7 protein-coding genes are annotated in these 14,292 nt (G+C 71.6%); 5 read left to right on the top strand and 2 right to left on the bottom strand.

Features of this window, described 5'->3' with window-relative positions:
• Window positions 1–67 precede the first annotated feature (67 nt).
• The 4 genes from AB852_RS32020 to obgE all read left to right on the top strand — a co-directional run bounded on the left by AB852_RS32020 (window position 68) and on the right by obgE (window position 6,810).
• Window positions 68–4,303: an Rne/Rng family ribonuclease gene (locus AB852_RS32020; protein WP_073793700.1), complete on the top strand. Its 4,236-nt coding sequence runs from the start codon at window positions 68–70 to the stop codon at window positions 4,301–4,303.
• A 302-nt stretch (window positions 4,304–4,605) separates the two neighbouring features.
• Window positions 4,606–4,926 (top strand): 50S ribosomal protein L21, encoded by a 321-nt coding sequence (gene rplU / locus AB852_RS32015; RefSeq protein WP_073793699.1) that lies wholly within the window; start codon window positions 4,606–4,608, stop codon window positions 4,924–4,926.
• Between the two features lie 14 nt (window positions 4,927–4,940).
• Complete coding sequence (gene rpmA / locus AB852_RS32010; protein ID WP_073793698.1) at window positions 4,941–5,195, top strand: 50S ribosomal protein L27; 255 nt, start codon at window positions 4,941–4,943, stop codon at window positions 5,193–5,195.
• A 178-nt stretch (window positions 5,196–5,373) separates the two neighbouring features.
• Entirely contained in the window at window positions 5,374–6,810 is a 1,437-nt protein-coding gene (gene obgE / locus AB852_RS32005) for a GTPase ObgE (RefSeq protein ID WP_073793697.1), read from the top strand.
• A gap of 222 nt (window positions 6,811–7,032) precedes the next feature.
• Here the strand turns inward: obgE and AB852_RS32000 are convergent, their stop codons facing one another.
• Entirely contained in the window at window positions 7,033–10,599 is a 3,567-nt protein-coding gene (locus AB852_RS32000) for a bifunctional glycosyltransferase/CDP-glycerol:glycerophosphate glycerophosphotransferase (protein ID WP_073793696.1), read from the bottom strand.
• 21 nt (window positions 10,600–10,620) lie between these two features.
• Complete coding sequence (locus AB852_RS31995) at window positions 10,621–12,852, bottom strand: bifunctional glycosyltransferase/CDP-glycerol:glycerophosphate glycerophosphotransferase (protein ID WP_073793695.1); 2,232 nt, start codon at window positions 12,850–12,852, stop codon at window positions 10,621–10,623.
• Window positions 12,853–13,191: 339 nt separating this feature from the next.
• On the opposite strand from AB852_RS31995, the gene galE reads away from it, so the two are divergent.
• Window positions 13,192–14,163, top strand: coding sequence for a UDP-glucose 4-epimerase GalE (gene galE / locus AB852_RS31990; protein ID WP_073793694.1), 972 nt, complete (start codon window positions 13,192–13,194; stop codon window positions 14,161–14,163).
• Window positions 14,164–14,292 lie beyond the last annotated feature (129 nt).

Below are 14,292 nucleotides of genomic sequence, written 5' to 3'. Positions count from 1 at the left end.
GACGCGCGAGCCGCGGACGTCAACCGGATCAGCGCGGCGCCCGGGAGCCGACGGGAGAACCGCCCGCATGCTCGAACCGACCGAACCCGTAAAGGGTTCCGCCACCGACAACGATCCCGCCGCCGGGGCCGACAGCCCCAGCGACACCCTGCCGCCGCGCCGCCGGCGCCGCGCCGCCTCCCGCCCCGCGGGCCCCCCGGTCGCCGATCCGGCCATACCGGCCGCCGCCGGGGCCGACACCGCCGAGGCAGCCGCCTCCGGTACGGCCGGCCCGGCCGACGACCCGGCGGAGGCCACCGAGGCCACCGAGGCCCCCGCGCCCCGCCGCCGCCGTGCCACCCGCCGCGCCACCGCGCCCACCGGGGCGCCCGCCGCCGAGGTGACCGCACCGGCCGCCGCCGAGCCCGCCGCCCCGGACGAAGCGGAGGAGGCCGCCGAGGCCGCCGAACCCGCCGCCGAGGCGACCGAGGCCGCACCGCCCGCGCGCACCCGCCGCAGGGCCACCCGCCGTGCCGCCGCCCCCGCGGGCGCGCCGCAGGCCACCGAGGAGGTCGCCACCGCGACCACCACCCCCCAGGCCACCGCACCCGAGGAGGTCGCCGTGACCGCGACCGACCAGCCGGAGGTTCCCGCCTCCGCCACCGACGACACCGCCGCGCCCAAGCGCGCCCGCCGCCGCGCCACCCGCGCCGCCGGGACCGCCGCCGCGCCGCAGAACAGCACCCCCGCGGCCGAGGCCGCGCCCGCCGCCGAGGCGGCTCCCGAGCCCGCCGCGGCGCCCGCCGAGAGCCCTGCGCCCGCCGAGAGCCCTGCGCCCGCCGAGAGCACGGAGGCGCCCCGCACCCGCGGTCGCCGCCGGGCCACCCGCGCCGCCGCCTCCGCCGCCGAAAGCGACACGGCCCCGGCCGTCGAGCCCGCCGCCGCGCCCGTGGCCGAGGAGCGGGCCGCCGAGCCCGCGCCCGCCGAGGACGCCGCCCCCAAGCGCCCCCGCCGCCGGGCGACCCGCGCCACCCGCACCGTCGAAGCCGCGCCCGCCGAGGCCCAGGAAGCCGCGCCCGCCGCACCCGTGGAGGCGCGGCAGAGCGCCCCCGAGGCCGACGAGGCCCCGCGTGGCCGTGGCCGCCGCCGGGTCGCCCGCGCCGCCGTCGGATTCTCCGAGCCCGCCCAGCAGCGCACCCGCGGCAAGGGCGACGACCGGCCCGCACGGCCCGCCGTGGCCGTGTTCCAGCCGCCGGTCTTCGCCGAGCCGATGTTCCAGACCCCCGAGCGCGCCGCAGCCGAGGCCGCCCAGGCCCGCAACGCCGTCGTCGAGGAGGAGCCCGAGCCCGAGGACACCGCGACGGCCGAGGCCGCCGAGCCGGTCGTGGAGGCCCCCGAGGCCCCCGCTCAGGAGGCCCAGGAGGCCCAGGACGACACCGCCGGTTCCCGTCGCCGTCGCCGCCGCCGGGTCGCCGTCCCCGCCACCACCACGGACGCCCCCGTCGCCGACGCGCCGGCCCCCGCCGCCGAGCCGGTCGAGGAGCCTGTCGAGGCCGCCGGGAGCGACACCGAGGACGAGGAGCGCGCCGACGCCTACGGCGACGACCACGACGACAGCGACGGGCCCGGCTCGCGCCGCCGTCGCCGCCGTGGCGGCCGCCGGCGCCGTCGGGGCGAGCACGCCGAGGGCAACGGCGACTCCGCCGACGACACCGAGGACGACGGCGCCGCCGACGAGGACACCGACGAGCAGCGCCCCGCCGAGCACGACGACCACGACGACAGCGACGACCAGGACGGCTCGGGCTCCAGCAGCAGCCGTCGCCGTCGCCGCCGCAGGCGCCGGGCCGGTGACAGCTCCGGCGAGGCCGTCGCCCCCACCGGGGCCGACGACCCGGAGCGCACGGTCGTCAAGGTCCGCGAACCCCGTAAGAAGGAGGAGCGGCCCGCGTCCGACGAGGTCCAGTCCATCAAGGGCTCGACCCGCCTGGAGGCCAAGAAGCAGCGCCGCCGCGAGGGCCGTGAGCAGGGCCGCCGCCGGGTGCCGATCATCACCGAGGCCGAGTTCCTCGCCCGTCGCGAGGCCGTCGAGCGGGTCATGGTCGTCCGCCAGCACGGCGAGCGCACCCAGATCGGCGTCCTGGAGGACGACGTCCTGGTCGAGCACTACGTCAACAAGGAGCAGTCGACCTCCTACGTCGGCAACGTCTACCTCGGCAAGGTGCAGAACGTCCTGCCGTCGATGGAGGCCGCCTTCATCGACATCGGCAAGGGCCGCAACGCCGTCCTGTACGCGGGTGAGGTCAACTTCGAGGCCCTCGGCGGCGGTCCCCGCCGGATCGAGAGCGCGCTGAAGTCCGGCCAGTCCGTCCTCGTCCAGGTCACCAAGGACCCCATCGGCCACAAGGGCGCCCGGCTCACCAGCCAGGTCTCCCTCCCCGGCCGCTACCTGGTGTACGTGCCCGAGGGCTCGATGACCGGGATCAGCCGCAAGCTGCCCGACACCGAGCGGGCCCGGCTGAAGTCCATCCTCAAGAAGGTCGTCCCCGAGGACGCGGGCGTCATCGTGCGCACCGCCGCCGAGGGCGCCAGCGAGGACGAGCTGCGCCGTGACGTGGAGCGCCTCCAGTCGCAGTGGGAGGACATCAAGAAGAAGGCGAAGACGGGCAACGCCCCGACGCTGCTCTACGGCGAGCCGGACATGACCGTCCGGGTCGTCCGCGACATCTTCAACGAGGACTTCTCGAAGGTCATCGTCAGCGGTGACGAGGCCTGGGAGACCATCCGGGGCTATGTCGCGCATGTCGCGCCCGATCTGGTCGACCGGCTCCAGCGCTGGACCTCCGAGGTCGACGTCTTCGCGACGTACCGCATCGACGAGCAGCTGATGAAGGCGCTCGACCGCAAGGTCTGGCTCCCCTCGGGCGGCTCCCTGGTCATCGACAAGACCGAGGCCATGATCGTGGTCGACGTCAACACCGGGAAGTTCACGGGTCAGGGCGGCAACCTTGAGGAGACCGTGACGAGGAACAACATCGAAGCGGCGGAGGAGATCGTCCGTCAGCTGCGGCTGCGGGACCTCGGCGGCATCGTCGTCATCGACTTCATCGACATGGTCCTGGAGTCCAACCGCGACCTCGTGCTGCGACGGCTGCTCGAATGCCTCGGCCGGGACCGCACCAAGCACCAGGTCGCCGAGGTCACCTCGCTGGGTCTGGTGCAGATGACCCGCAAGCGGGTGGGCCAGGGCCTGCTGGAGTCCTTCTCCGAGACCTGTGTCCACTGCAACGGCCGCGGTGTCATCGTCCACATGGAGCAGCCCACCTCCACCGGTGGCGGCGGCAAGCGCAAGAAGCGCGGGCGCGGCGCCGGTGGCGAGCACGACCACGAGCACACGCACGAGCACACCCAGGACACCGCGCACGAGGCCGTGGCGGAGCACCCGGAGCACGAGTCGGCCGCCGAGGTCGAGGCGGAGGCGGCCGAGCCCGTCGCGCTGAGCGCGCCGGAGTTCGCCGCGGACGAGGAGCTGTACAGCAGCGTCGCCGAGGCGGAGGCCGCGGCGGGCCGTGGCCGTTCGCGCCGTCGGGCGACCCGTCGGGCGTCCGCCCCGGCCGGTGCGCCGCGCGGTGCCGAGGCTCCGGCCCCGGTCGCGGAGCCCGTGGCCGAGGAGGCCGCGCCGGCCGCCGAGCCGGTCGCCGCCGAGCCCGAGGCCGCTCCCGTCGAGCCGGTGGCGGAGGCCGCTCCGAAGGGGCGCACCCGTCGCCGGGCCACCCGTAAGGCGTCCGCTCCGGCGGGCTCCCCGCAGGGTGCGGCGCCGGCCGCCGAGGCCGAGGTCACGATCCCGGTGGCGGCCCCGGAGCCGCAGCCGGTCGCGCCGGAGCCCGAGGCCCCGGCCGCGGAGGCCGCCGAGGCGGCTCCCGCCCGTCCCAAGCGGCGTGCCGTCCGCAAGGCCACGGCGCCCACCGCGTCCGAGGAGGCGGCCGTCGTGGTCGTCCCCGCGGCCGAGACGCCCGTCGAGGCGAACGAGGCGGCGGGCCGTGACGAGGAGGCCGTGGCGGAGGCCGCGGCCGACGAGACCTCGGCGGACGAGGAGGCCGCGCCGGTGAGGAAGACCGCGCGCAAGGCCGCCAAGAAGGCGCCCGCGGCGAAGAAGGCACCCGCCGCCAAGAAGACGGCGGCGAAGAAGACCGTGGCCAAGAAGACGACGGCGAAGAAGGCCACCACGGCCAAGAAGGCCGTCGCCAAGAAGACGGCGAAGAAGACCGTCGCGGCGGAGCAGGCGGCGGGTCCCTCCGTCACCGCCACCACCGACGACGCGTGAGTGCGAGCCCCCGTACGGTGCGCGCCGGTTCCTCCGGCGCGCACCGTACGGGGGCGCTGTCCTTCCGTGGCGGTCCCCGTCACGGCGGGTGGCCCCGACGGGGCCGGTTTGACCCGTGTGGGTGGGGGACCGTAACCTTGACCGTCGGCGTTGTTGCGTCGCGCTTCTGAGCAAATCCCTCCAGGTGGGGCCGTTCGGCCGAACCGGAGAGGCCGCTCATCCTTGCGGATCATCGGGCCCTCGGGCCTGTGTGGGCGGCTGGCTTCAGAGGTTCCGTTTCGAAAACAGAGAGTGAGACCCGCGTGTACGCCATCGTGCGCAGCGGTGGTCGCCAGCACAAGGTTGCTGTCGGCGACACCGTTGAGGTTGACAAGATTTCCACCGGCAAGGTCGGCGACACGGTCGAGCTCTCGACCCTGCTCGTGGTCGACGGCGACGCCGTCACCAGCGACCCGTGGGTGCTGGCGGGCATCAAGGTCCAGGCCGAGATCGTGGACCACCACAAGGGCGCCAAGATCGACATCCTGCGCTACAAGAACAAGACCGGCTACCGCCGTCGTCAGGGCCACCGCCAGCAGTACACGGCGATCAAGGTCACGGCGATCCCCACGGCTGCGAAGTAAGGGACTGAGGAGAGATGGCACACAAGAAGGGCGCATCGTCCACCCGGAACGGTCGCGACTCGAATGCCCAGCGGCTCGGCGTGAAGCGCTTCGGCGGTCAGGTCGTCAACGCGGGTGAGATCCTGGTCCGTCAGCGTGGCACCCACTTCCACCCGGGCTCCGGCGTCGGCCGTGGCGGGGACGACACGCTGTTCGCGCTTCTGCCCGGTGCGGTGGAGTTCGGCACGTTCCGTGGCCGCAAGGTCGTGAACATCGTTCCGGTCGCCTGATCAGGCAGCCGTAGAGCGGTTCTCTTTCGCGGAGGCGGACCAGGTTTTCCCGTGCACCATGGTGTGCGGGGAAGCTGGTCCGCCTTCCGTTTGTTGTAGATGGAGCCGGCGTCTCTTCGCCGGAACGGCGAGTACGCCGTACCGCACAGACATCCGTAGTAACTGGAGGCACTGAACCATGACCACCTTCGTGGACCGCGTCGAGCTGCATGTCGCCGCGGGTAACGGGGGCCACGGCTGTGCCTCCGTTCACCGGGAGAAGTTCAAGCCGCTCGGCGGCCCGGACGGCGGCAACGGCGGCCGGGGCGGTGATGTGACCCTGGTAGTCGACCAGTCGGTCACCACCCTGCTCGACTACCACCACAGCCCCCATCGCAAAGCGACCAACGGCAAGCCCGGTGAGGGCGGCAACCGCTCCGGCAAGGACGGTCAGGACCTGGTCCTGCCGGTGCCGGACGGCACCGTCGTCCTCGACGGCCAGGGCAATGTCCTCGCGGACCTCGTCGGCAACGGCACCACCTATGTCGCCGCGCAGGGCGGCCGGGGCGGGCTCGGCAACGCCGCGCTGTCGTCGGCCCGCCGCAAGGCGCCCGGCTTCGCGCTGCTGGGTGTGCCCGGCGGCCTCCAGGACGTGGTCCTGGAGCTGAAGACGGTCGCGGACGTGGCGCTCGTCGGCTACCCCAGCGCGGGCAAGTCCTCGCTGATCTCCGTGCTCTCGGCGGCCAAGCCGAAGATCGCGGACTACCCCTTCACCACCCTGGTGCCCAACCTCGGGGTGGTGACCGCGGGCTCGACCGTCTACACCATCGCGGATGTGCCCGGACTCATCCCGGGCGCCAGCCAGGGCAAGGGCCTCGGCCTGGAGTTCCTGCGCCATGTGGAGCGGTGCAGCGTCCTCGTCCATGTCCTCGACACGGCGACGCTGGAGTCGGACCGTGACCCCGTCTCCGACCTCGATGTCATCGAGGAGGAGCTGAAGAGCTACGGCGGGCTGGACGACCGGCCCCGCGTCGTGGTCCTCAACAAGATCGACGTCCCCGACGGCAAGGACCTCGCGGAGCTGGTCCGCCCCGATCTGGAGAAGCGCGGATACCGTGTCTTCGAGATCTCGGCGGTCGCGCACACGGGTCTGAAGGAGCTGTCCTTCGGGCTCGCCGACATCGTGGCGAAGGCGCGTGCCGCCAAGCCCAAGGAAGAGGCGACCCGGATCGTCATCCGTCCCAAGGCGGTGGACGACGCGGGCTTCACCGTCACTCCCGAGGAGGACGGCCTGTACCGGGTGCGCGGCGAGAAGCCGGAGCGCTGGGTGCGGCAGACCGACTTCAGCAACGACGAGGCCGTCGGCTACCTCGCGGACCGGCTCAACCGGCTCGGTGTCGAGGCCGCGCTCATGAAGGCGGGCGCGCGCAGCGGTGACGGGGTCGCGATCGGACCCGAGGACAACGCGGTGGTCTTCGACTGGGAGCCCACCATGATGGCCGGCGCGGAGATGCTCGGCCGCCGCGGTGAGGACCACCGTTTCGAGCCGCCCCGCCCGGCCGAGCAGCGCCGCCGGGACAAGGAAGCGGAGCGGGACGAGGCCCAGCGCGAGTACGACGACTTCGAGCCGTTCTGACCGGCCCGAACACCGTCACGGCGCCCCCGGCAGGTTTCCCTGCCGGGGGCGTCCCTGTTCCTACCCGGCCCCGAAGCCCCCGCGCACCCCGGGGCGGGCGGGGAAGAGTCCGTGCATCCGCCGGTCCGCAGGTCCGCAGGTGCCGGGGACGGGGCCGGGGACGCGTACGGGGCCGGGAGGTAACCTCCCGGCCCCGTACGCGTGGGCCGAACGGCCCACACCTCAGCCCTGGCGGGCCTGCTCCAGCATCCGGTCCACGACCCGCTTCGACGCGGACCCGTCGTCCAGGTCGCAGAACAGGTGGTGGAAGCGGTCGAACCGCGCCTGGTACTCCACCTTGACCTCCTCGATCCGCCGGATCGACTCGATCAGCTCCTCCGAGGTACGGATCAGCGGACCGGGCGAGTCCTCCTCGAAGTCGAAGTAGAACCCGCGCAGCGTGTCCCGGTAGTGCTCCAGGTCGTACGTGAAGAACAGCATCGGCCGCTTGAGGTGCGCGTAGTCGAACATCACGGACGAGTAGTCGGTGATCATGATGTCCGCGGCCAGGTACAGCTCGGCGATGTCCGGGTACTCGGAGACGTCGTACACGAAGCCGTTGCCCGCGCCGGGCACCGCGTCCACGATGTTCGAGTGGCGCCGGACCAGCAGCACATGGTCGTGGCCCAGCCGGGCCTTCGCGTCCTCAAGGTTGATCTTCATGTCGAACCGGTACTGGCCCGCGCTGTGCGACCGGTCGTCCCGCCAGGTCGGCGCGTACAGCACGACCTTCTTCTCCGGCGGCAGCCCCAGCTTCGTCTTCACCGACTCGGTGATCTTGTCCCGGTCGGGGGAGTACAGATAGTCGTTGCGGGGGTAGCCCGCCTCCAGGATCTCCCCGTCGTACGAGAAGGCCCGCTTGAGGATCGGGGTGGAGAACCGGTTGGACGAGACGAGCAGGCTCCAGTTGTTGGCCTCCAGGGCCAGCCGCGCCTGGTACTCGCGGTCGAAGTGCAGCGTCTCGATGTCGTGGCCGATCTTCTTCAGCATGGTGCCGTGCCACGTCTGCACGATGACCTGGCCCGGCCGCCGCTCCACCCACTCGGGCAGATGTCCGTTGGTGACGATGTAGCGGGAGGTCGCCAGCGCCTCGAACCACTCCCGGCCCCACATCCGGACCTTGTCGGCGGACGGCGGAAGGACCACCTGTCCGTCGCGCACGGCCCACAGGTACTTGAGGTCGCTGCCGCGCGACAGCAGCTCCTCGTGCATGGCCCGGGGGCTGTCGGAGTACTGCTTGCCGTTGTAGCTGAAGAAGAACACCTGGTCCTTCAGCGGCAGCTGACGGCTGGGCTCGTACACCTCGCGGCGCAGCTGGAGCTGACGGTAGGGGCCGCGCTCCATGTCGTTGAGCTCGGAACGGCAGTTGAGCTGGGGGAAGTCGCCCCAGCGGTTCTCGAACCAGTAGCGGCGGCCGGCGATCACCGTATGGAGCGGGAAGCTCTTCGCCGCGAGGCGCTCGATGACGAACGCGGCCTTCGGCACCTCGTCCTGGTCCGGCAGCCGCAGGAAGATGTTCCAGCGGCCGGCCTTCAGCGAGACGTTGCCCGCGCCGCCCAGCGACGAGGGGTCGAACGCCACGGCGAAGCGCCCGTCCGACTGCCACTCGACGGGCACGGTCCGCTCGTCGTACCGGCCGCGGGCCTTGACCAGCAGTTCCGCGCCGATGAGCCGCTCGCTGCTGTAGCCGTTGAGGACGAGCTTGCCGCCGCGCTCGGCGATGGCGGTCAGCACCGCGCGACGGGCCCGCCCGACGACCTTGAGATAGCCGTTGTTGCCGGAGATCATCGCGATCTCATGGTGGGCCGCGTCCGGTCCCATGGACGCCGGGAGGTCCTGGCGCAGGTCCACCAGGCCGTCCCGCATGACGCTGCTGTAGCGGTGCTCGGTGCCGTCCGCGTCGGTCGCGACGAGGACCGTGCTCCACATCCGGCGGCGCGGCTGGGCCTTGCCCTCCAGAGCCGGGTTGGGGACCAGCGCCACCTCCGCGAGCGGCACCCGCGCGGTGAAGACCCGGCCCGCGGACGTGATCTGCACGTCGGCCGGGTACTCCATGGCCTCGCCGCTCTTGGAGTTGCTGAGCCGCAGCGTCAGGTTCTCGGCGGACGGCGCCCCCGCGCGCAGCTCACCGATGACCACGAGGTGGTCGTCCTCGACCCGGCGGTCGGTGATGACCGCCTTGACCTTCTCCAGCCGCAGCTTCAGCGCACTGCGCTCCACCACGGGGAGCAGCCGGTGGTCGTTGTCGAGCCAGTGGTACATGGGGAAGTTCGCGGCCGAACCGCCGCGCGCCCAGACACCGCTGCGCCGCACCAGACCGGAGGCGTACACATTGATGCCGACGTGCCAGATGCCCTCCTGCCAGGCTCCGCCCTTGCGCAGCTTGGCCGGGTCGACGGTCAGTTCCCAGCCGGCCCAGTCGTAGTTGTAGCGCTTCTGACCGGAGTCGGTGGTCGTCTCGGGGCGGTGGACGTTCTTGGCGGGCGCGAAGATTCGGCGGCCCGACTTGCCGTGCTTGAGCTGGACGACCTTCACGCTGCTGCGCTTGGAGGCCATGTCGACCTTGTCGATCCACGCGTCACCGGACAGCACCAGCTTGCCGTCGTGCCATTCCACCGAACGCAGCGGCGCCTTCAGCGCGAGGTCCTTGTCGATCCGCAGGGCGGCCTTCGGCAGCTCGATACCGGCCGCTTCCAGCGGCGCGAACCCGGCGTACTTGCGGAACGTGCCGGTGACCTCGATGGGGTCCTTGCGGCGCTGCGAGGCGAGCAGCGCGATCAGCTCGGCCATCTGGTGCTTGCGGACCAGCAGCCACTGCACCCGCAGGCTGATCGGCAGCGCCATGACGATCTTCTGGTCGATCGTGTCGAGATAGCGGTTGGTGGCTTCGAGGAACGCCGCGTGGAACTCCGCGTCGGCCTCGGGGAGCACCCGCAGGAACAGCCGCAGGTCGTCACGGAGGACCCGGTTGTCGTACTTCCGCTTGTACTCGGCGAACTCGGGGCCGGGCTGGGCGGCCAGGAACTCACTGACCATGCTGACCGCGGCGACCCGGTCCCGGATCGCCTGCGGCTCCTTGCGGCGCTGGGTGATCGACGGGGCCGCCTCGCCCTCGCGCAGCCGCCAGAAGTACGTCGGCTCACCGATGATGTCGATGGCCTCGGCACGGTAGTGCGCGGGCAGCACGACGGGGATGTCCTCGTGCAGGATGCCCTCGGGGAAGGAGAAGTCGTACTTCTCCCAGAAGGTCCGGCGGAACACCTTGTTGCAGGCGATACGGTCCGCGACCAGCTTCGGCATCTCCGAGATGTGGGTGCGCTGCTGCGCCTCACCGGAGAGCATCTTGAACAGCGGCACCTGCCAGGACTTCTCGCCCCGCAGATGGAAGACGTTGCCGGTGCAGAAGTCCGAGCCGGACTCGTCCAGGCTCGTGACCATCAGCCGGTAGGCGTCCGGCGGGATCACGTCGTCGCTGTCGACGAAGGCCAGGAACTCCGACACGGGGGACATCCGGCCGATGCCGGTGTTCCGGGCCGCCCCGAGACCGCCGTTCTCCTTGCGTATGAGCTTGAAGCGGGAGTCGCGGGCCGCGTACTCGGCGGCGATGGCCGCCGAGCCGTCCGGGGACCCGTCGTCCACCATGAGGACTTCGATCTCACGCAGCGTCTGCGCCTCCAGCGAGTCGAGGCACGCCGGAAGGTACTCCTCCACGTTGTAGATGGGTACGACGACACTGAGCCGGGGGGCCATGTGACGTGGGTTTCCTTTCGTTCAGGCCCGCTCGACCAGTTCGAGCAGCTGGGCGGGATACGGAGCGTGTGAACGCTCGTCGAACGGCACGAGGGGGAGCGGGGTCTGCTCGCCGAGGAACACCCGGCGCACCACCCGCTCGGCGGCCCGGCCGTCGTCGAACTCGCAGAACCTGCGGCGGAACGCCGACCGCAGCCGCGCGGCGTCGGCGCCGCGCCACTCGTCGGAACGCAGCAGGGAGATCAGCGCGTCCTCGGAACGGGCCACCGGACCCGGCGGCTCCGCCATCAGGTCGAAGTAGGTGCCGCGCACCACCCGGTACACGTCCCAGTCGTCCGCGAAGACGACGATCGGACGGTCCAGCACGGCGTAGTCGAACATCGCCGACGAGTAGTCGGTGATCAGCGCGTCCGCCGCCAGGTACAGGTCCTCGACGGGGTGCGTCCCGGACACGTCGATGACCCGGCCGCTGCGCTGGAGGTCCGCGAGCTGCGGTGACGAGGAGTAGAAGTAGTGACCGCGCACCAGCAGCGTCACGTCCTCCCCCAGCTCCTCGACGATCCGGGCGAGGTCCAGCCGGGAGCGGAACTCGCCCTGGTACTCGCGGTGGGTCGGCATGTAGAGGAAGGCGGTCGTCGAGTCGGACAGCCCGAGCGCGGCACGGGCCCGGCGGACATCGTCCGCGGTGCCGTTCACCAGCACGTCGTTGCGCGGGTAGCCGGTCTCCAGCGAGGTGTACGAGCAGGGGTAGACCCGCTCCCAGACGGTGGTGGAGTGGCGGTTGGAGGCGAGGCTGTAGTCCCAGCGGTCGCAGCGCTCCAGCAGCTTCTCGAAGTCCATGCTGGTCGACGCGGGGTACTTCCGCTGGTCGAGCCCCATGGTCTTCAGCGGGGTGCCGTGGTGGGTCTGGAGATGGATCTGGCCCTCGCGCTTGACCAGCGCGTCGGCGAAGTTGACGTTGTTCACCAGGTACTTGGCGCGGGCGAGCGCCGACCAGTACTCACGGGAGCCGACCCGGACGATCTCCACGCCCTTCGGCACCCCGGCCGTGCTGTCGGCCCGCACCGCCCACACCTGCCGCATCCGCGGGGCCAGCCGCGCCAGCTCCGCGGCGATCGCGGCCGGGTTGCAGGAGACGCTGCGGCTCCAGTACGCGGAGAACAGCGCCAGGTTCTCGTCGATCGGGGCGCGCAGCTGAGACTGGTAGTAGAGGCCCATCGCGCCGCGCTTGGAGCGCTTGACCGCGGCGGTGGCCCGGCGCTTGACGGCCGCCCGGGTCCGGACCGCCTTGGTGGCGCCCACCAGCGCGGAGTAGGAGTCCCGCTCCAGCATCGCGTACTTGTAGCCGACGGGGCCCGACGGGCGGGTGAAGCCCTCCGGGACCCGGGCGGCGTAGTCGGCGGCGGCCCGGTGGAAGAACTCGGCGCGCGCGTCCTGCGGGAGGCGGTCCGGACGGCCGAGGATCGTCAGGTACTGGTCGACCATCTTGCGGAACAGCCGGGGCCGCCACCGGTCCCGCTCGGGACGCGCCGCCAGGAAGCCGAAGACCCGCTCGTACTGCTCGAACACGTCGAAGTGGTCGCGGCTGACCGTACCGAGTATGTTGCCGCCCTCACGGCGCTGCCGGTAGTGGACGCACACCCGGTCCAGTACGGCGATGCGCTCCGCGGAGATCAGCGCGCAGAACGTCCAGGGGGCGTCCTCGTAGTACCCGGGCGGGAAGCGGAGGCCCTCGCGCTCCACGAACTCCCGGCGGTACGCCTTGTTCCACACGATCTGGAGCAGGTCCAGCAGCTCGGGGCGGTCCTGGAGGGGGAGTGCCCCGTCGCCCTCGTCGCGCAGTACGCCGGCCCACTTGTTCGGCTGTATCTCACCGCTCCAGTAGGTGCGCACATAGTCATAGACAAGGATGTCGGGGTCACCGGTTGCCTCAAGGCGGTGGCCTATTGCCGCCAGGGCGCCCGGGTCCAGCGTGTCGTCGCTGTCGAGGAAGAGGACGTAGTCGCCACGGGCCTGCGCGAGGCCGGCGTTGCGGGCGCGGCCGAGGCCGACGTTCTCCGTGAGGTGGATCACGCGTATTCGGTCGTCGCGTGACGCGTAGTCGTCGAGTATCGCGCCGGATCCGTCGGGCGAGCAGTCGTCGACCGCGACGACCTCGAAGTCCGTCCAGTCCTGGCGCAGGATCGAGTCGAGACACTCGGCCACATAGCCTTGCACCTTGAAAACGGGAACGACGAGCGTGAGTCTGGGCATCCTTCAACCTGTTCCGAGAACTGTCCGGGGGAGCGTCGGGCTGCGCTGGGACTTCGCCGGACCAGTGCCGAGACCGCGCCGGCCAATCCTAAAGGATTCACCCGAAGTTTCCCGGGGGCGGTAGCACACCGTCGCACTCCTGTGACGGTCGAAACCCGTACCCGGATCGGATGGTAATGGTCGGTACATGACCGGCACACGATCGGCTTCGATCGTGGAGAGATGTGTCACAGAACCGGCCGTTCACCGCAAAACCAGCAAGCCGTACGGAATGTCCGATTCGATTTTCGGGCGCCGCCGGGTGATTCTGCCTCGGACAGCGTCGACGAAGGGAAGTCCATGAGCTGGCTGGTGACGGGCGGTGCCGGATACATCGGGGCGCATGTCGTGCGCGCGCTGACCGAGGGCGGCCAGCGGGTCGTCGTCTACGACGATCTGTCGACCGGAAGCCGCGACCGGCTCCCGGACGGGGTGCCGCTCGTGGTCGGCAGCGTCCTGGACCGTCCCGCGCTCGACGCGGCCCTGCGCGAGCACGGGGTGACGGGCGTGGTGCACATCGCGGGGAAGAAGCAGGTCGCGGAGTCCGTCGAGAAGCCGCTCTTCTACTACCGCGAGAACGTCACGGGACTCCAGACCCTCCTCGACGCCATGCGTGACGCGGACATCGACCGGCTGGTGTTCTCCTCGTCCGCCGCCGTCTACGGCATGCCGGACGTGACCCTCGTCACCGAGGACACCCCCTGTGCCCCGATGAGCCCCTACGGCGAGACGAAGCTGATCGGCGAGTGGCTGATCAACGGCGCCTCCCGCGCGTACGCGCTGCGGGCCGCCTCGCTGCGGTACTTCAACGTCGCGGGCGCCGCCTCCGCCGAACTGGCCGACTCCGGGGTCTTCAACCTGATCCCGATGGTCTTCGAGCGGCTGGAGGCCGACCAGGCCCCGCTGATCTTCGGCGACGACTACGCCACCCCCGACGGCACCTGCGTACGCGACTACATCCACGTCCAGGACATCGCCTCCGCGCATCTCGCGGCGGCCCTGCGGCTCACGGACGCCGAGCCGGGCACCGCGCTCACCCTCAACATCGGCCGCGGTGAGGGCAGCTCGGTCCAGGAGATGGTGGAACGCATCCTCAAGGTGACCGGGCGCGAGGACATCGCCCCCGAGGTCACCGCCCGCCGGCCGGGCGACCCGGCCCGGGTCGTCGCCGCCGCCGACCGTATCCGCGCGGAACTCGGCTGGTCCGCGCGGCACGGGGTGGACGAGATGATCGAGTCGGCGTGGGCGGGCTGGCGCCACCGCCACCCCTGACCTCCGGCCGGGTCGGTCCTGATCCCCGGCCCGGTCGCCGACCTCCGGTGACCTCCGGACCGGCGCTGGGCTCCGGCCCGGACCTTTGGCCTGGTCCTGGGCTGCCGGCCTCCGGCGCCGGGTCCTGGG

This window comes from Streptomyces uncialis (assembly GCF_001905345.1).
In the GTDB taxonomy this organism is placed as follows: Bacteria; Actinomycetota; Actinomycetes; order Streptomycetales; family Streptomycetaceae; genus Streptomyces; species Streptomyces uncialis.
The sequence above is the reverse complement of the archived record's forward strand: the minus strand, read 5'-3'. Positions and strand labels throughout refer to the sequence as shown.